The 16,751-nt window shown below is 73.6% G+C and carries 16 protein-coding genes; 9 read left to right on the forward strand and 7 right to left on the reverse strand.

From position 1 onward, the window contains the following. The first annotated feature begins 236 nt into the window (after nt 1–236). Nucleotides 237–581: a hypothetical protein gene (locus tag ABZS66_RS52925; protein WP_354771047.1), complete on the forward strand. Its 345-nt coding sequence runs from the start codon at nt 237–239 to the stop codon at nt 579–581. Here the strand turns inward: ABZS66_RS52925 and ABZS66_RS52930 are convergent. Both ABZS66_RS52930 and ABZS66_RS52935 read right to left on the reverse strand, forming a co-directional pair. Beyond that, entirely contained in the window at nt 568–1,056 is a 489-nt protein-coding gene (locus ABZS66_RS52930; protein ID WP_354771049.1) for a hypothetical protein, read from the reverse strand. The two genes, ABZS66_RS52925 and ABZS66_RS52930, sit on opposite strands and share 14 nt — an antisense overlap. A gap of 408 nt (nt 1,057–1,464) precedes the next feature. Further along, nucleotides 1,465–1,836 carry a hypothetical protein gene (locus ABZS66_RS52935; RefSeq protein WP_354771051.1) on the reverse strand — a complete coding sequence of 124 codons (372 nt, stop codon included), beginning with the start codon at nt 1,834–1,836 and terminating at the stop codon, nt 1,465–1,467. Between the two features lie 340 nt (nt 1,837–2,176). Between ABZS66_RS52935 and ABZS66_RS52940 the strand changes: the two genes are divergently transcribed. Next, nucleotides 2,177–2,746: a sigma-70 family RNA polymerase sigma factor gene (locus ABZS66_RS52940; protein ID WP_354771053.1), complete on the forward strand. Its 570-nt coding sequence runs from the start codon at nt 2,177–2,179 to the stop codon at nt 2,744–2,746. A gap of 44 nt (nt 2,747–2,790) precedes the next feature. After that, nucleotides 2,791–3,372 (forward strand): hypothetical protein, encoded by a 582-nt coding sequence (locus ABZS66_RS52945; protein WP_354771054.1) that lies wholly within the window; start codon nt 2,791–2,793, stop codon nt 3,370–3,372. Nucleotides 3,373–3,586: 214 nt separating this feature from the next. Here ABZS66_RS52945 and ABZS66_RS52950 read toward each other — a convergent pair whose 3' ends face one another. The 3 genes from ABZS66_RS52950 to ABZS66_RS52960 form a co-directional block, all read right to left on the reverse strand. Beyond that, the gene (locus ABZS66_RS52950) at nt 3,587–4,654 is read right to left on the reverse strand and encodes a DUF4232 domain-containing protein (RefSeq protein WP_354771056.1); all 1,068 of its coding nucleotides are present in this window, start codon (nt 4,652–4,654) and stop codon (nt 3,587–3,589) included. Then, nucleotides 4,654–5,178: a SigE family RNA polymerase sigma factor gene (locus ABZS66_RS52955; RefSeq protein ID WP_354771058.1), complete on the reverse strand. Its 525-nt coding sequence runs from the start codon at nt 5,176–5,178 to the stop codon at nt 4,654–4,656. Before ABZS66_RS52955 ends, ABZS66_RS52950 begins: the two co-directional genes overlap by 1 nt. A gap of 128 nt (nt 5,179–5,306) precedes the next feature. Beyond that, nucleotides 5,307–5,522 carry a hypothetical protein gene (locus ABZS66_RS52960; protein WP_354771060.1) on the reverse strand — a complete coding sequence of 72 codons (216 nt, stop codon included), beginning with the start codon at nt 5,520–5,522 and terminating at the stop codon, nt 5,307–5,309. A 182-nt stretch (nt 5,523–5,704) separates the two neighbouring features. Here ABZS66_RS52960 and ABZS66_RS52965 point away from each other — a divergent pair, with 182 nt between their 5' ends. Then, the gene (locus ABZS66_RS52965; RefSeq protein WP_354771062.1) at nt 5,705–6,388 is read left to right on the forward strand and encodes an alpha/beta hydrolase; all 684 of its coding nucleotides are present in this window, start codon (nt 5,705–5,707) and stop codon (nt 6,386–6,388) included. Nucleotides 6,389–6,443: 55 nt separating this feature from the next. On the opposite strand, the gene ABZS66_RS52970 is transcribed toward ABZS66_RS52965, so the two are convergent. Together ABZS66_RS52970 and ABZS66_RS52975 are read right to left on the reverse strand one after the other, a co-directional pair. After that, the gene (locus tag ABZS66_RS52970) at nt 6,444–7,118 is read right to left on the reverse strand and encodes a uridylate kinase (RefSeq protein WP_354771064.1); all 675 of its coding nucleotides are present in this window, start codon (nt 7,116–7,118) and stop codon (nt 6,444–6,446) included. Nucleotides 7,119–7,328: 210 nt separating this feature from the next. Beyond that, nucleotides 7,329–11,057 carry a hypothetical protein gene (locus ABZS66_RS52975; protein ID WP_354771066.1) on the reverse strand — a complete coding sequence of 1,243 codons (3,729 nt, stop codon included), beginning with the start codon at nt 11,055–11,057 and terminating at the stop codon, nt 7,329–7,331. A 177-nt stretch (nt 11,058–11,234) separates the two neighbouring features. Here ABZS66_RS52975 and ABZS66_RS52980 point away from each other — a divergent pair, with 177 nt between their 5' ends. From ABZS66_RS52980 to ABZS66_RS53000, 5 genes are all read left to right on the forward strand, one after another. Continuing rightward, on the forward strand, nt 11,235–12,377 hold the full coding sequence (locus ABZS66_RS52980) for an amidase domain-containing protein (protein WP_354771068.1): 1,143 nt from the start codon (nt 11,235–11,237) through the stop codon (nt 12,375–12,377). Next, nucleotides 12,374–12,790, forward strand: a complete 417-nt coding sequence (locus tag ABZS66_RS52985) for a hypothetical protein (RefSeq protein WP_354771070.1) — start codon at nt 12,374–12,376, stop codon at nt 12,788–12,790. Before ABZS66_RS52980 ends, ABZS66_RS52985 begins: the two co-directional genes overlap by 4 nt. A 1-nt stretch (nt 12,791) precedes the next feature. Further along, on the forward strand, nt 12,792–13,358 hold the full coding sequence (locus ABZS66_RS52990; protein ID WP_354771072.1) for a hypothetical protein: 567 nt from the start codon (nt 12,792–12,794) through the stop codon (nt 13,356–13,358). Nucleotides 13,359–13,422: 64 nt separating this feature from the next. Next, nucleotides 13,423–13,563, forward strand: coding sequence for a hypothetical protein (locus tag ABZS66_RS52995; protein ID WP_354771074.1), 141 nt, complete (start codon nt 13,423–13,425; stop codon nt 13,561–13,563). Between the two features lie 195 nt (nt 13,564–13,758). Continuing rightward, nucleotides 13,759–16,751 (forward strand): BTAD domain-containing putative transcriptional regulator (locus ABZS66_RS53000; protein ID WP_354771076.1); only part of this gene is annotated, 2,993 nt, incomplete at its 3' end.

Below are 16,751 nucleotides of genomic sequence, written 5' to 3' on the forward strand. Positions count from 1 at the left end.
CGACACCCCCTACCGCCAACGCCACCAACACAACCTGATCACCCAGCTCGAACGCATCACCGGCCAGAAGGTCACCCTCACCCCCAGACCCGAACTCGCCGCCGCCTGACCCACCAAGCCCACCAGGACTCCGCCCTGGTGCTGCCGCCTGCCCACGCACTGACCATTTTCGAGTCAGCCGCGATCGGCGCTTGTGGGCAGTTCCGCTGGGGATGCCCGGGTCGGGCGATGGGACGGTGGCAGCGCTCGCGTTGATGGTCACTGTCGCGGTGTGGTCTCACCGTCGAGGCGTCGACCAGGTTGGGCGCCTCGACCTGGTCGGCGAGGCTCCAGCCAGTTCTGCCGCAACAATTCGCCGTAGCGGCGGCTGCACGAGCAGCGTCGTCAACGCCAAGGAAGCGGTCGCCATTGTCGATCACCGTCCCAACGAGAGCTGTGTCGCCGCTGTGCCCGGGCGCGGAGCCGTTGGTCGCCGCAGCTACGACATGGCTACCTGCGGGTGCTCGAGCGTGCGGTACGACCTGGTCGCGGCGACGAACGTCACCTTCGGTCGCGCCGAACAGCGGCCTATCGCTGCTTGAGGCAGATCACGATGCCCTTGCTGTCCTTCTGGCTGCGCCAGTAGTCATGCGTCGCCTCCGGCCACTGGCTGCAGACGCTCTCGATCGACTCCGCGTCCGTCTCGCTGCGGTCCTCGACCCTGCCGAGCACCGTGTAGACCGCGTCGGGGGAAGTGCAGTCGACGATCTCCATCTCGTCCGCCGTGGTGCCCTTCAGACAGTCGCCGGCATCGGCCTTCACCGGCTCGTTGTGATTGACGAACCAGAGGACGGCAAAGGCGACGACGAGCCCGGCCAGCAGCAGGAAGAACCTGCGGCGCTGACGACGCTTGTCGGCCGGTGACAGCACGGAAGCGGGTTGGAAGATCACCATGAACGAATACCGCCAACCCATGCACGTTCGCAACTGTCCGTTCCGCGCTTCAGGCTGGACCGCATACGCCAGCGCCGAGAACTCGCTGCTGAACAGTTCGTTGCCGAGGTCGAAGTCCGCCAACTGGTGTCGGACCACCGCAGCATCCCGGCAGCGGCCCGGTGGGCACGGCGAGGATAGCCGTGGCCCTGCGCGACGCCCCGCGCAGAGCCGGGAACTGAGCGTTCGGCGACAATCATGGCATCCGCTCATGGCACTGCGGACGCTCTCCGCCGCCGGTTCTCGTCACCAGACGGTGAGTGGTGGCCCCTCGGTGAGGTCAAGCGTCCGCTCGTGCCGAATTGAGGACGTTGCCGATGCCGCGGGCGCACGGCATTCCGCGGGTTGTAGTGAGTTTGACGGCTGACTATTCCGTATCGCTCAACAGTCCAGGTTGGTTCGTCGATCCTGAGGACAGGCCCATGCTCGTCGCCCAGGGCGAGGTCGTCCGTCTCTTCGCCGAGAAGCCTCGCGCGAACCGTTGAACGGGTTTCAGCCAGTCGGGGTGTCCCCGTTACGTTCGCGCACAGCGTCTAGCGCTTCCTGCACCCGGGCGGCATCCCGTTGCGCGGCGGCCTGCAACCGTGCGGCCCGGCGTGCGTCCAGGGCCGGGCCGTCGACCACCACCTTGGCGTGGTTGTTCGGGTCGTACCGCACGGGCACGAGGGCGCCCGGAGACGGCACGGGTATGCGCCGTTCGTCGATCTTGCATGACGCGGAGCCGGTCGTTCCATCCGGGAACGGGACCGCGAGCTGGATGAGCCACCTGCCGGACTTGCGGCCTGCAGGAATCCGAAGCTCGCTCGACACGACAACGGCCTGGGCGGCCACGCCCTCACGTAGCAGTTTCCGACGACCGAACATGGGTGGATCCATCCGTTCCGCGGTCTCACCGCGCTCCGCAGCGCGGTACAGGGATAACCTGTCAGGTCGTCGAACGGTCGGCCCACTCCGGTCATTTACCGGACAGCGCGCCGCCGCCAGGCTTGATTGCGTTTCCGTACTTGCCGCGATCCGATCGCTACGTGGCGTGACAGCCCGCACCGGCGGCCCGGCGCGAGGTCCACGTGACGTGGGCGAACAGGATGGATCGCGAAGGGGCTGAGGGGCAGCTACAGCCGCCGGAGGCACTCAGTGAAGCCATGATCGCGTGAACTTACAGTTGGACCGGTAACCAGACGGCTCCAGGTGGACATTCCCAGGTATGGAACCAGACGACGCGGCCGCCCGAAGGCGCTTCGAGGAACTGTTCGAGGCCCACTACGCGGAGTTGACGCGTTTCGCGACACGTCGGGTAGGCGCCGACGCGGCGGGCGACATCGTTGCCGGCACGTTCCTCACCGCCTGGCGCCGGTTCGGTGAACTGCCGGCCGACCACGCCCGAGCCTGGCTCTACGCCACCGCCCGGCAGGTCATCACCAATGAACTGCGAGGGCGTACGCGGTTGGAACGACTGACCGCCAAGGCGGCGGCCGGCGGCGACATCCACGTGGCGGACCATTCCGCGCGGGTCGACGAGCAGATCCGCGTACGTGCAGTGCTCGCCGAGCTGTCGCCGGCCGACCAGGAGGTCCTGCGGCTGATCGAATGGGACGGGCTGGACGTGGCCGAGGCGGCACTCGTCCTGCGCTGCACGCGCACCGCCCTCAAGGTTCGGCTGCACCGCGCGCGGCGGCGATTCGCCCAGCGGTTGCTGGCAACGGACGAGCAGTACACCTCGGCGGCCCGGCGCACCCGGCCATCCATCATTCCGGAAGGGAGCACCAGCCCATGAACCACACTCTGGACCGCCTGCGCGCGGCCGACCCCGCCCTCACGATGACCGACGCCGATCCGCGCGACTCGCAAGCGCGGGCCCTGCTCGAACGGGTCCTCGGCGCGCCACAGGCGTCACCCCGGCGGCGTGGACGTCGCCGGCTCGTCGCCGCCGTGGCCAGTGCGACCGTGGCTGCCGCCGCCACCGCGTTCTTCATCGCCGAACCGGCCGCGGCGTACACGGTGGACAAGCAGGCCGACGGGTCGATTGCCGTCTCGTTCCGCGCCGCCCGCCTGAACGATACGAAAAAGCTCAACTCCGAACTCGCGCGGGCCGGTGCGCGTACGGTCGTCATGCGGATGGTCCCAGCCGATCAGTGCAGGACACCGCTCGACATGGATCCGATGTTTCCGTTCCTCACCACGGCGACTCCCGCGGAACTGGACCGGTATCCGGTCTCCTACCGATTCCAGGACGACGGCGTGGTCATCACCATCCGGCCCGACAAGATCCCAGCCGCCGACACCCTGGCCTTCGGGTACGCCATACGCAATGACCGCGAAGGCCACACCACGATCGCCGTCCCCGCAGTCGTACGCACCGTGCCGTCCTGCATGGCGATCCCGAACCCGCCCCGGCGGTGACCAGAGCGACGCGGGTACCGATCGCGGTACCCGCGCTCGCCGCTGAGCCGTCGTCACTACGCCTCGTACCGCTGCTGACGGCCGGGTCCGTGTCGCCGCGATCTCGGTCCGCAGGCCGTCCTGGTCGTCACCGGGCTCGCGCGTCCGGCGCAGGCGGGCAGCTGACGTCCGGCTGCGCGCCGCGGCGAAGCAAAGCACGGATCCTCCGGCCGTGTCAGGTGGTCGCCGTGAGGGCGGCGTCGGCCACCGGGCTGACGCCGGGCTGGTCCAGCAACTGCCACTGCAGGTGTACCAGGCCGGGCGGGGTGGAGCTGGCGACCTGCAGGCGCATCGCGAACCGGATCGCGCCGTGCGCGGGGACCGGCGTGCCGGGGCAGTTCAGCCAGTACGTCCCGCCGCCCTTGAAGACCGTCATGCGGTACGCGGGGCATGGCACGACCGCGATAGCGGCCCCGGTCGGATTCGTGAGGGTGACCGTGAAGTCGAACCATTGGCCGATCGTGACCGTGGCGGGCACGTCGAGGGTCGGCACCAGCCTCGCGTACGGCGGCGGTGTCAGCGGGCGCGTCTGGATGTCCAGCATCCAGTCGGTGACCTCGAGCTCGCACGTGGTCTGCACGGTGAGCGCGCCGAGCGGGTACGACCGGCCGAGCATCACCACGGCGATGTCCCGGTAGGTGGTCGGGTTGGCCCCGCCGTCGCAGCCGTTGCCCGTGACCAGCCCGAGCGTCGCCTCCTCGCCGGGGTCGATGGTCGCGGGTGTCTCGTAGCCGGTGCCGGCGTAGCCGGTGCCGGAACGGGTCGTCAGGTGGCCGCGCGCGCCGGTCCTGGCGTCGGTGGCCGTGAGCTGCGCGGAGCCGGACAGCGTGCAGCGGCTGCCGCTCGTGTTGCGGATCTTGACGTCGATGAACCGGTGCCCTCCGGCCGCGCCGTTGTCGGTGACCGTGACCGACGAGGCCAGGTCGGCGGCGCCACACGGCCGGGCCGACGGTCGCGGGCTCGGCGGGGGGAACAGGTCCACGGCACCGATCGGGCTGTCTTTCCACGGCACAGTCGCGGCGGACGGCGACGGTGCGGGCCGCGGACCGGCCGGCGCGACCACCGCCGTCCAGACCCCTGCGGTGAGCACCGTCAGCACCGCCGTCAACACCGCGCCGAACAGGCGGCGCAGACGGCGCCGGCGCGTCATCCCGGCGCTGACCCGGCCCACCGGGTCGGGCCACGCGGGCAGCACCAGAACCTCGTCGGCCAGCGTGCGCCGCAGCCGCTCCTCGACGGTCATCACGTGCCCCTCTCGGTCGAGCCGACCGGTTTGACCAGACCGGTGCGTAGCTTCGCCAACGCCCGTGAGGCGTTGCTCTTCACCGTGCCGGCCGAGCAGCCGAGCACCTCGGCGATCTGCGCCTCGGACAGGTCCAGGTAATACCGCAGCACCAGCACGGCCCGCTGCTGGCGGGGAAGCGTGGCGAGCAGCCACCACATCTCGTCGTCCGCGAGGACCGCCCCGCCCGGCCGGGCGTCATTCGCCGTATCGAGCTGCTCGGGCAAGTTCGCGACCAGCCGCTCGCGCCGCAGCGTCCGCCGACGGTTGAGGTAGCCGTTGACGATCGTGCGGCGCAGGTACCCCTCAGGGTCGTCCTGCCGCTGGATGCGCCGCCAGCCCAACCCAGCCCGCACGAGCGCGTCCTGGACCAGGTCCGCGGCCAGATACCGGTCCCCCGTGAGCACATGCGCGAACCGCAACAGCTCGGCGTGACGGCTGCGCACATACTCCTCGAAGGCAGGTGGTGCCTCCCACTGCGCCATGCTCCAAGGACACCGCAGCCACACCGACAGGTTGCACGAGCCTCGACCGGACCGAGCCCGCCTCGACCCGGAAGGTGCTGTTGACGCCAGCCACCACCGCCCGCTCATCGGCGCTGCCAGGCTGGAAGTCAGAAGACGTCGTCATATCCCCTCTGCCAGCGGTCGGCGTTATGGCGCCAGGCATGCCGTGTCATCCACACGAACAGACCCGCGCCTGCGCACGGCAGCAGGATGATCAGGAGAGCCCACTCACGCGTCGCGGCGGTCATCAGCAGAAAGATCGACGTGAAGATCGCCGAGATGGCAACGCTCGGTTCCGGCCGCCGCAGCCAGTAGCCCAGCATCCCAGTCCGAGGCCTCTGTCCGCGCCGAGGAGTCTCACGATCCTTGAGCTCTGGCAACCGCCCGTGACGCCGTCTGCGCCGGCGTTTCTTCTTCTGTGGCGGCCCCGACACGCGACCAATCGTAAGAGCGCTCGCCGAGTACCGGAAGTAGAGCGTCCGGAATCGCCTCTAGGTTGGTTCCCATGACTGCAGAGCAGATCGTGCTCCTGGGTGGCCTGTGGCTCGACGGGTCGGTGTGGAACAGCGTCGCGTGCGAGTTGGAACAGAGCGGCCGCCATGCCGTGCCGGTGACCCTGCCAGGACAGGGCGACGGAAACATGTCGGCGACGCTGGCCGACCAGCTGACCGCGGTGCTTGCCGCCGTGGACGCGGGTCCCGGCAGGTCGGTGGTGGTGGGGCACTCCGCAGCCTGCACCCTGGCCTGGATGGCGGCCGACGCGCGGCCCGAGCGCGTGGCGAAGGTCGTGCTGATCGGCGGGTTCCCCTCAGGCGACGGGCGGCCGTACGCCGACTTCTTCGAGATTCGCGACGGCGTCATGCCGTTCCCAGGCTGGCGACCGTTCGACGGGGCGGACGCGGCCGACCTGGACGAGCAGGCCCGGCAGGCCTTCGCGGCGGCGGCGATCCCGGTTCCCGAGGGCGTGGCCAGGGACGTCGTACGGCTGACGGATGAGCGGCGATTCGACGTCCCGGTCGTGGTGGTGTGCCCGGAGTTCACGCCTGCCGAGGCGCAGGAGTGGATCGCCGCGGGAGACGTACCTGAGTTGGCCCGGGCCAAGCATGTCGACCTGGTCGACATCGACTCCGGGCATTGGCCGATGATGACCCGGCCCACAGAGCTGGCGCGAATCCTCGCCGTGGTCTAGCGCGCTGGGGCTCCAAAGGCGGGCTGCGGCGCGCGGTAGCCGAAATTGAGCGCGGTCAGTGTGCTCGGGTCTCCCAGACCGGCTGCTGGGGCTCGTCGTTGTGCACGATGATGTCGACGTGATCGGTCGGGCGGACCGTAGCGAAGTAGAACTGTTGGGAGGGGATGTACCGCTCGCGCCAGCGTCGTTCGACTTCGGCCCGAGATGACACCCGGCGCTCTCGGATCACGGCACGATCCACGGTCTTCTCGAGCGCGGTCGACACGAAGATGCGCAGATCCCACCGATCAATCAGTTCCGGGCGCATGAGGAAGACGCCGTCGAAGACCAGCACGGCGTCGGCGGACGCGGTCGTGACCGGCGGGGACAGCGCAGTATCCGCTGTGCGGTCGTAGACCGCGTGTTGGAAGCGTCGATCTCCGCCCGGGCCGAGCGGATCGAGCAGCACCCGGTTCAGCGCGTCGTAGTCGTGGGTGTCGAAGTAGCAGCCTTCGGCCGAGTACTCGCCGCGCGGATAGCGCTGTGCCCGGGGGAAGAGGAAGTCGTCGATCGTCGCGCGGATGACGTCGCGGCCCTGTGCGCGCAGGACGACGGCCAGCTCGTCGGCGAGCGTGGTCTTGCCTGCGGCGGGCGGCCCGTCGACGGCAACCCGCGTCGGGTGTGTGACCGTGACGGACCCTACTGCCTCAGCCAGGCGGCCGAGTACCTCGTCGCGGGTGCCTTGGTCCATGTCCTGCCCCGTCCTGCTCTCGCGAAGGTCGCCGTGTCGAGTCGACCTTATGCCCGCCAGCCGTGCCTGGGTCTTGAACCATCCGTCTTTGCCGACGACGGCCTCACCGTCGTGACCTGGTCCTGAGCTCATCGCCTCGCTGGCATGCACCTGGGACGGATGTTCCCGACGTGGTCGGACGCGAATCCGCGCGAGCGGGCTTGTGGGTGGTCACGGGCGGGGGCAGGCGGGGCGGTACGGGGTGTCGCCCAGGTGCTCGGCCCACTCGGCGCGGGTCAGCGGGCGGGCGGCGGCGGCGCAGACGCGGTCGGCGGCCGCTTCCGCGTCCAAGGGCCACGCGGTGACGCGGCCGTCCTCGGCCGCCGACAGGAGCGTGCCGCCCGGCAGGAAGGCCAGGCCCCGGATGCGGGACTCGTGGCCGGTCAGCACCGCGAGGCGGCGGCGGGTCGGCACGTCCCACAGCACGATCGTGCGGTCGTCGCCGGCGGAGGCCAGCAGCCGGCCGTCCGGGCTGAAGGCCAGCACCTGGACCGGGGCGGTGTGGGCGTCGAGGGTCGCGACGCGGGCGGCGCCGCCGGCGTCCCACAGGGTCACCGTGCGGCCGTCGCCGGCCAGGGCGAGCAGCGTGCCGTCGGGACTCACCGCCACGTCCTGCAGCGCGCCCTGGCCCGCGTTGACGCGGCGGACCAGTGCGCCGGTGGCCGCGTCCCACAGGTTCAGGTAGCCGCCGACGCTCGCGCCGACCAGGTGGCGGCCGTCCGGCGAGTATGCCAGCGACGTGACGATGCGGGCCGGGAAGCGGGCCGTGGCGTCGGAGGGGCCGGCGGGGTCGCTGACGTCCCAGACGTACGGGCCCAGGGTCGCCACCGCGACCGAGCGGCCGTCGGGGGCGTAGGCCACGTCCGTCGAGGCGCCGGCGGTGGTGGTGCGGAACGCGGGCAGGGCGGGGCGGCCGCCGGCGACGTCCCAGACGGTCACCGTATTGTCGCGGGACACGGCGGCGAGGCGGCGGCCGTCGGGGCTGAACGCGATCGCCTCGACCTCGTCCGGATGGCCGTCGAGGGTCGCGAGGGGGCGGCCGGCGCGGTCCCATAGGCGCACGGCGCGGTCGGCGTGGGCGGTGGCGACGGTGCGGCCGTCGGGGCTGACGCGCACGTCCTGCACCGCGCCGGTGAAGCCGCCGAACGGCGCTCCGCGCAGGTCGTGGACGACGATCGTGCCGTTGAAGCCGGCCGAGGCGAGCATGGTGCCGTCGCGGCTCAGGGTGGCCATGACCGTCTCGCTGCGGCCGCGGTCGTGGAACGCGGCGACCGGCACGCGGCGGGCGAGGTCCCAGACGGTGACGGCGCCGCCCTCGTCGACCACGGCCAGTCGGCCGCCGGCCGGAGCGGAGGCGGCCCAGGAGAAGAGGCCGGGCAGCGGCGGGAGCGCGGTGACGGCGCCGGGGGCGACGCTCCACAGATGGACGCCGTGGCCGTCGGCGGAGCCCGCCACGAGCGGCCCGGCGGGGTCGAACAGCGCCGAGGTCACGCCGTCGGCGGGGAGGTGCGCCACGGGGGTCGCGCCGGCGGTGTCCCACACCACCGGCGGGCCCGCGCCGCCGGCCGCGACCAGCAGCGCGCCGTCGGCGGAGAAGCTCAGCGACGTCGCCAGCGGGGAGGGCAGCAGGGTGCGGGTGCCGGTGCGCCGGTCGTGCAGCGCGATGCCGGCGGCGACCGGGACCGCGAACCGGGCCCCGTCGGCGGTGACGGCGATGACGGAGCCGGCGCCGGGCTCGGCGTACCGCGCCAGTTCCCGCCCGGTGCGGGTGTCACGGACGAGCACGGCGCCTTCGGTACCGTCGATGCCCAATGAGAACAGCAGCCGTCCGTCGTCGGCGAAGGCGACGCCCGCCGCGCGGCCGGCGTGGCCGGTGAATCTGGCGACGGGCGTGCCGCGGTCCGGATCCCACAGGGCGACGCCGCCGTCGGCGAGGGCGGCGGCGAGCAGGGACCGGTCGGGCGTGAACGCGACGCCGTAGACGGACGGCCCGCCCACGTTGAGTGCGACGCGCCGGGGTGCCGCGGCGGCGCTGAGCACGCTGCCGAGCGTGTCCGGGCCCGGACGCAGGGCGTGCGCCTCGACCGCCAGGAGGCCGGCCAGCGCGGGGTCGGTGGCCAGCAGCGCCCGCGACCGCAGCGCCAGCTCCCCGGCCAGGGCGGTGCGCTGCTGCTCCCGCGCGTCCTGCCGCTGCCGGAAGGCCTGGCCGCCGGCCGCGACGGCGGCGACGAGCAGCACGGTGACGCCGGCGGCGAGCACGCGGAGGCGCCGGTTCTGGCGGCGGGTGCGGTCCTCGTCGGCGGCGGCCTGCGCCGCGCCGGCCCGCAGGAATGCCGCCTCGAGCCGGTTGAGCTCGGCCGGGTGGTCGGCGGCCCAGGCGCCGGCGGTGGCGAGCTGTGTACCGCGGTACAGGGCGCCGGCGTCGCGGCCCAGCGCCGCCCAGGTCTGCGCGGCCTCGGTGAGGCGCCGGTGGACGACCAGGTCGGCCCGGTCGCCGGTGAGCCAGCGGTGCAACCGCGGCCAGGCGCGGATCAGCGCCTCGTGCGCCACCTCCGCGGTGCGGGTGCCGTCGCCGGCAGCGGTACCGTCGCCGCCGAGCACGACGAGCCGGGCCTCGGCCAGCCGGTCCAGCACCGCGCCGGTACCGTCGGACAGGCCGTCGAGCTCGCTGAGCGCGATGCGCCGGCGGGTGTCGGCGGTGCCCTGCCCGAGCGCGGTGAGGCGCAGGAAGACCCGGCGGGCGGCCTCGCGCTCCGGCGGGCTGAAGTCGGCGTGGACGCGCTCGGCGGTCTGCGCGATGGCGCCGTGGAGGCCGCCGCTGGCCCGGTAGGCGGCCAGGGTGAGCCCGTCCGGGTCCCGCCGCAGCCAGGTCTCCAGCAGCGCGTGGGAGAGCAGCGGCAGCGCGCCCGGCTCACCGGCGGCGTCCGCGAGGATGGTGGTGACCAGCGCCGGCTCCACGCGGAGGCCCGCGTGCGCGGCCGGGCGGACCACGACGTCGCGCAGCCCGGCCGGCGTCAGCGGCCCCACCAGCAGCTGCTCGCCCTCGGCCAGGGCCTCGGCGAGGTCCGGGGCGCGGGTGAGGTGGGCCAGGAAGTCGGCGCGCAGGCCGATCACGAGCGTGCCCCGGCGCGCGGGCCCCCGGCACGCGTCGAGCAGCGCCGCCACGAACCGGTCCCGCTCCGCGTCGTCGGCGCACAGCGTGAACAGCTCCTCGAACTGGTCGACGACGAGCAGGAGGCGGTCCTCGGGCGGGCCGGCCGCGAGGGCCGCGCGCACCGCGACGTCGAGGGCCGCCGGATCGGCCGCCAGTTCGTCTCGTACCGCCGGCAGGTCCCGCCCGGAGAGCTTCGCGACCTGCTCGGCCAGCGCGTCGAGGGGCCGCTCGGTCGGCGTCAGGAGCAGGGCGCGCCACCGCCCGGCGCCGAGCAGGCCGGCGCGCAGCAGCGACGACTTGCCGCTGCCGGAGGCCCCGACGACGCCGACGACGGGCTGCCGCCCGGCCAGCCGCAGCAGCCGTTCGACCAGGTCGTCCCGGCCGAAGAACCACTCGGCCCGCTCCGGCTCGAACGGCGCGAGCCCCTGGTACGGGCAGCGCTCCTCGTCGACCCCGGCGAGGGGCGCGTCGAGGGGCGCGTCGAGCGCCTCCCGCGCCGCGGTCCACCGGGCCCGCCACTCGTCGGCGTCGCCCCCGCACGCGGCCGCGTAGGCGAGCGTCACCTCCAGCGAGGGCAGCCGGTCGCCCTTCGCGGCGTCGGCGAGCGTGCTCGCCGAGAAGTGGACCCGCCGCGCGAGCTGGCGGTAGCCCGGGCCGCCGGCGTCGTCGCGCAGCCGGCGCAGCTGCCAGGCCAGCCGCTGCGCCGGGCCGGCCGAGGGATCGAGCGGCTTCTCGGGACGACCCACGCCCACCTCCGTGTCGGCGCCGAAGGTACCAAGGGTTGTCCGGCGTTGTTTGTCCGGCGGTGCGGACCCTGCCGGACAAGCCGCCGCCGACCCATCGTGGACCCCGCCGGCCACTGCGCCCGAAACGGGGGTGCGCAGGGCGGCGCGGCATCCAAGGCACCACAGAGAGGAACCTCCATGAGACGCAGGTCCGTGATCTCGGCAGCCCTGCTGGGCGGGGCGGCGGTCGTCGCCGGGCCCGGGCGGGCGGGCGCCGCCGCCCCGGGGCCGTCCGACGCCGGCGCCGCGGCGCGGGTCCGGGAGCTCGCCACGGCGTACCTCGCCGACCGGGCGAGCCGGATCACCGCGGCCGGGCCGCTCGGCGTCACCGCGGCGACCCCGGCCCAGGCCTCGGCCCTGAGCACGGCGGCCGACCGGCTCGACGGCGTCCGGCACTGGCTGAACGACGTGCACGGCGGCTACCGGCGGGCCTCGACCTCGGTCGCGGTCAGCCGGTTCACCGCCGAGCGCACCCGCGTCGTCGCGACGGTGCGCGAGCAGACCGACCTCTACTACACCGACGTCGCCCCGGGCGCCGTGACGCACATGACGTACTGGGCGGACCACGAGGTGGACCTGCGCCGCGACGGGAGCCGCTGGCTGCTGGCCGGCGCCAGCTACCTGCCGGCGGACCCGTTCTCCACGCCGGCGACCCAGTTCGCCGACGAGCTGCCGGCCGACCTGCGGGCGCTCAACGACCGTCGGGCGGCCCGGTCGCTCACCGCGGTCGAGCCCGCCGGCAAGCCGTCGGCGGGCCCGGCGGTGGCCAAGGCCGCGGGGTCCGGCGTCGTGGCGCTGGCCGGCTACAACTACACCGCGATGGTGAACTACGCGCGGGCCTGGGCGACCGGGCGCAACCCGGCGTACCCCACCTACTCCGACGACTGCACGAACTTCATCTCGCAGGTCATGCGGGCCGGCGGCTGGGCGACGGTCGGTTCCTCGCCGCGCAGCGACCGCAAGAGCAGCGCCAACTGGTGGTACACGATGTACCCGTCGACGTGCAGCTACACCTGGGGCGGCGCGGAGAACTGGTACTGGTTCGCGACCGGCTCCGGCCGCACCTACATCATCGACATGTACAGCATGGGCGCCGGTGACGTCCTGCAGTACGACTACGACTACGACTACAACATCAGCCACACCCAGGTGTGCACCGGCCGCGACTCGACCGGCCCGCTCATGACGCAGCACGGGTCGGACTACCGCGACAAGCGGCTCAAGGAGATCATGGCCACGCCGGCGAACCTGAACGCCTGGAAGTACGCCCACCGCACATGAACCGCCGGGTGCCGCTGATCGCCGCCGCTGCCGTGCTGCTGGCCGGCCTCGTGGGGCTGGCCGTGGCGCTCGCCCGCGCGGACCCCGGCGGGGCGGCCGACCCGCAGGCCGCGGTCGCCGGGTACGTCGAGGCGCTCGCCGCCGGCGACCGAGGCCGGCTGGAGCGCCTGGCCGACCCGGAGCACGACGCGGCCGCCGAGATCACCGACCGGCTCCAGCGCCTCGGCGCCGGGCGGCTCGTCGTCACGGGTGTCTCGATCGGCAGTACCGAGTCGGCGGCGGTCCGCCCGGCCGACCTCACCGGCTTGCTCGACGGTGCGCCGTTCATCGACCGGATCTGGCTCTACCGCCACGACGGGCGCTGGTTCGTGGCGCTCGGACCCCACCGCTACGCTCACCCGAAGGGAACCTGACGTGCCCAAGGCACTCCTCCGCCTCGGCCTCGCGGCCCTGGCGGGCATCGCCACGGCCGCGCTCGCCGCGCCGGCCGCCTTCGCCGGCCCGGCCGCGCCGGCGCTCACCGACCGGGCGTCCGTGCCGGTCAGCCTGCACGAGTCGGGCTCCGGGGTGGTGCCGCTGTCCGCCGGGCAGTACCGCGCCGCCCGCGCCGCCGCCGGCCGTCCGCTGGCGGCCGACGAGGCGGCCCGGCTGGCGGCCTCCGCCTGCTGGAGCTACACCCGGTCGCGCTGGGCCGAGAACGCGTTCGGCGGCACGCTGTACCGGATCAGCGGCACCGTCAACTGGTGCCAGGACGGCCGGACCGTCTGGGGCGGCAGCAACAGCTGGAGCACGTCGACGGGCTACGGCTGGTACTTCGACAAGTGGACCAACGCCCCGACGGGGTACTACAACCCCGCGCGGACCCGCTACGACACCGTCGCGCAGGCGAAGTTCTGCCTTGCATGGTGCGGCGCGGCGGCCTACCTCGGCCAGGACCTCTGGGGCAACGCCGACGGCACGCACGGGGCGAGCAACCTGTGATCCCACCCGCCCGGGGTCGACGCGCCGCATCGACCCCGGGCGGCGGCGGATCCACGGCCGCCGCATGACGGTGCTGTCCGACCTCGTCAAGGCGCTGCCGTCCGGGGCGGTCGAGGTCGTCGACCCGACCACGCCGCCCACTCGCCGCCGATCTCCGCCGTCCCTGGGAACAGCCAGCACCACGAACGGCTCGCGCCCGCGCTGAGCGTCCTCGCAGACGTCAGCGACCGTCGCGCGAGGTGCTGGCGACGTCAGCCCGGATCCACGGCGCAGTGGACGACGAAGCACGCAGCAGCGGGGTCGGCTCCCGGCCATTCCGGCTCTCAGTTCGTCCGTCCGGGTGGACGTCCAAGATTCATAGGCGATGCCCCGCGCGCCGAACGGTCGTTATCGTGGCGCGATGGCGCGGCTCGACTTCCGGATCCTCGGTCCTTTGGAGGTCGTCCAGATGCCGGGCGAAATCCCGCTCGACCTCGGCGCCCGCAAGCAGCGGGCCGTGCTCGCCCTGTTGCTGCTCGAGCCGGGCCGCGTCGTCTCGCTCGACCGGATCATCCACGGACTCTGGGCGGACGAGGCGCCGTCGAGCGCGACGGGCACCCTCCAGGCCTACATCTCGCAGTTGCGGCGGGTGCTGGAACCGGACCGGCCGCCCCGGACCCCGCCGATGCTGCTGGTGACCCGCGAGCCCGGCTACCTGCTGGCAGTCCACGGCGACCAGGTCGACGCGGTCCGGTTCACCACCGGCGTGGAGACCGCCCGCGCCCACCTGGCCGCGGGCGCGTTCGCCGAGGCGGAGCACGCGGTGACGGCGGCGCTCGGCGAGTGGCGGGGCGCGCCGCTGGCCGACTTCGCCGACGAGGAGTTCGCCACCGCGGTCACCGCCCAGCTCGGTGAGCACCACGACGCCGCCGTCGAGGATCTCGTGGAGATCCTGCTCAGCGCCGGCCGCAATGCGGAAGCGACCACTGCCGCGCAGAACCTGCTGGACCGGCAGCCGTTCCGGGAACGGGCCTGGGGCCAGCTGATGCTCGCTCTGTACCGCTCCGGTCGCCAGGCCGACGCACTGGCGGCCTTCCGCCGGGCCCGCTCGGTGCTGGACAGCGAGCTGGGACTGCCGCCGGGACCGCAGCTGCAGGCCCTGGAGACCGCCATCCTGCGGCACGACTCGGCCCTCGACCACGCGCCGCCGGCCCGGGCCGCGACGTCGGTCGCCGAACCCGGGCGGTCCGCGGGAGGGCCGGCCGTGGCCGGGGGGTTCGGCGCCCACCTGCGCGCGCTGCGCGAGCAGCGTGCGCTGACCCAGGAGGAGCTCGCCGAGCGGGCCGGGTTGACGGTCAACGCGATCGGCGCCCTGGAGCGCGGGGTGCGGCGCCGGCCGTATCCGCACACCGTGCGAGCGCTGGCCGACGCGCTCGGGCTCGACGACGGTGAGCGGGCCGCCCTCGCCGCGGCGGTCCCCAGTCAGGCGCGAGCGGCGTCGGCCGCGCCAGTGCTTACGCTCGACGAGCCTGTCGCGCGCTCGCCCCTCATCGGGCGCGTGGCCGACGTGGCCGCTGTCGCGGCGCTGCTGACGTCCCGGCGGGTGGTCACGCTGACCGGGCCGGGCGGCGTCGGCAAGACCCGGCTGGCGCTGGCGGTCGCCGCCCAGGTGGCGCAGGCGTTCCCGCACGGGCACGTCATCGTGGAGCTGGCCGCGCTGCGGGACCCCGGCCAGGTGCTGGAGAGCGTGGCCCGCCAGCTGGGCATCGCGGAGCAACGCCAACCGGGCGTGTCGGTACGCACTGTGCTCACCGAGTTCCTCGCCGGCCGCCGGCTCCTGCTCGTCCTGGACAACCTCGAACACCTGCTCGGATGTGCGGTCGACGTGGCCGATCTGGTGGCGCGCTGCCCCGACCTGGTCGTGCTGGCGACCAGCCGGTCACCGCTGCGGATCCGGGCCGAGCACGAGGTGGTCGTCGAGCCGCTGGAGGTGCCGGACGCGTGGGCACTGGACGACCCGGACGGCGTGGAGCGCTCGCCGGCGGTGGCCATGTTCCTCGACCGGGCCGCGGCCATGGGCGCCCCCGTGTCGCTCACCCGGGAGAACGCGGCGACGATCGCGGCGATCTGCTGGCGCCTCGACGGCCTGCCGCTGGCGATCGAGCTGGTCGCCGCCCGGTCCCGGCTGCTGGAGCCGGCCGCGCTGCTGGAGCGGCTGGACTATGCATTGTCGGCCGGAGCGATCCGGGACCTGCCCGATCGGCAGCAGAGCGTCCAGGACACTGTCGACTGGAGCTATGAGCTGCTCGACGGGGCGCAGCGCCGGCTGTTCACCCGCCTCGCGGCGTTCAGCGGGACCTTCTCGCTGGAGGCGGCCGAGGCGGTCGGCGGTCACGAGGACAGCGCCATGACCGACCTCGCGACGCTGGTCGAGCAGTCCCTCGTCGTGCGCGTCCCGGCCAGCCTGGCCAGCCCGGCCGGGCAGACCCGGTTCCGGATGCTGGGGCCGATCCACCGGTACGCGCAGCGCCGTCTGGCCGGTGCGCCGGACGCCGAGCTGGTCGCCGACCGCCATGCCGAACATTTCCGGACCGTCGCGAGCCGCAGCCGCCCGGACCTCGACGGCGCCGACCTGGCGCGGCGGCTGGACGCCCTGGAGGAGGACCACGCCAACCTCAACGCGGCCGTCGAACGGCTCATCGCGACCGGCAGGGACACCACGGCCGCCACGATGATCTGGGATCTCATCCTGTACCTCACGCTGCGCGGGCACGCGGCCGAGGGCCTCGGCTGGCTCGACCGGGCCCGGACGGCGGCGCTGCCCGCCCGTCCGCGCTGCCACGCGCTGGGCGCCGCCGGCGTGCTGGCATACGTGCTCGGCGAGTTGCCCCGGGCCCGCGAGGACGCCGTGGCCGCGTTCGAGCTCGCCCGTACCCTGGGCGACACCCAGCTGCTCACCGAGACGGCGGCGATCGCGGGGCTGGCGGCAGTGTTCGTCGGCGACGTGCCGGGTGCGGCGCGGGTCGTCGCGGCGGCGCCCGCCGACGGGGGCGGCTGGGCCGCAGCACTGCTGCTCGGCGTGCGGGCGCAGATCGCGATCCTCTCCGGCGACCCCGCCACCGCCGTCCGCTGGTTGACCGCGGCCGAGGCGACCGCCCGCGCAGGCGGCAACCCGTTCGCGGTGGCGACGATCCTCAACATGCGCGCCACCGTGACCGAGATGGCCGGCGACGACCGCGGCACCGCCCGGCTGCTGGCGGAGTCCGTGACGGTCGCCGTCCACGCGCGGATCCGGTGGCCACTCGCGTACGCCCTGCCGGCCCTTGCCGGGGTCGCGGCCCGGACGGGCGACGCCCCGACCGCCGCGCGGCTGTTCGGCGCCGCGGCCAGCCTGACCGGCGCGCCACTGGAGGC

The sequence above is a fragment of the Dactylosporangium sp. NPDC005572 genome, assembly GCF_040605515.1.
GTDB lineage: Bacteria > Actinomycetota > Actinomycetes > Mycobacteriales > Micromonosporaceae > Dactylosporangium.

Coding starts and splice junctions, on each gene's coding strand:
- ABZS66_RS52935 (WP_354771051.1), bottom strand. CDS start 1,836: ATGTTCGGTCGTCGGAAACTGCTACGTGAGGGCGTGGCCGCCCAGGCC.
- ABZS66_RS52940 (WP_354771053.1), top strand. CDS start 2,177: ATGGAACCAGACGACGCGGCCGCCCGAAGGCGCTTCGAGGAACTGTTC.
- ABZS66_RS52945 (WP_354771054.1), top strand. CDS start 2,791: ATGACCGACGCCGATCCGCGCGACTCGCAAGCGCGGGCCCTGCTCGAA.
- ABZS66_RS52950 (WP_354771056.1), bottom strand. CDS start 4,654: ATGACCGTCGAGGAGCGGCTGCGGCGCACGCTGGCCGACGAGGTTCTG.
- ABZS66_RS52955 (WP_354771058.1), bottom strand. CDS start 5,178: ATGGCGCAGTGGGAGGCACCACCTGCCTTCGAGGAGTATGTGCGCAGC.
- ABZS66_RS52960 (WP_354771060.1), bottom strand. CDS start 5,522: ATGCTGGGCTACTGGCTGCGGCGGCCGGAACCGAGCGTTGCCATCTCG.
- ABZS66_RS52965 (WP_354771062.1), top strand. CDS start 5,705: ATGACTGCAGAGCAGATCGTGCTCCTGGGTGGCCTGTGGCTCGACGGG.
- ABZS66_RS52970 (WP_354771064.1), bottom strand. CDS start 7,118: ATGGACCAAGGCACCCGCGACGAGGTACTCGGCCGCCTGGCTGAGGCA.
- ABZS66_RS52980 (WP_354771068.1), top strand. CDS start 11,235: ATGAGACGCAGGTCCGTGATCTCGGCAGCCCTGCTGGGCGGGGCGGCG.
- ABZS66_RS52985 (WP_354771070.1), top strand. CDS start 12,374: ATGAACCGCCGGGTGCCGCTGATCGCCGCCGCTGCCGTGCTGCTGGCC.
- ABZS66_RS52995 (WP_354771074.1), top strand. CDS start 13,423: ATGACGGTGCTGTCCGACCTCGTCAAGGCGCTGCCGTCCGGGGCGGTC.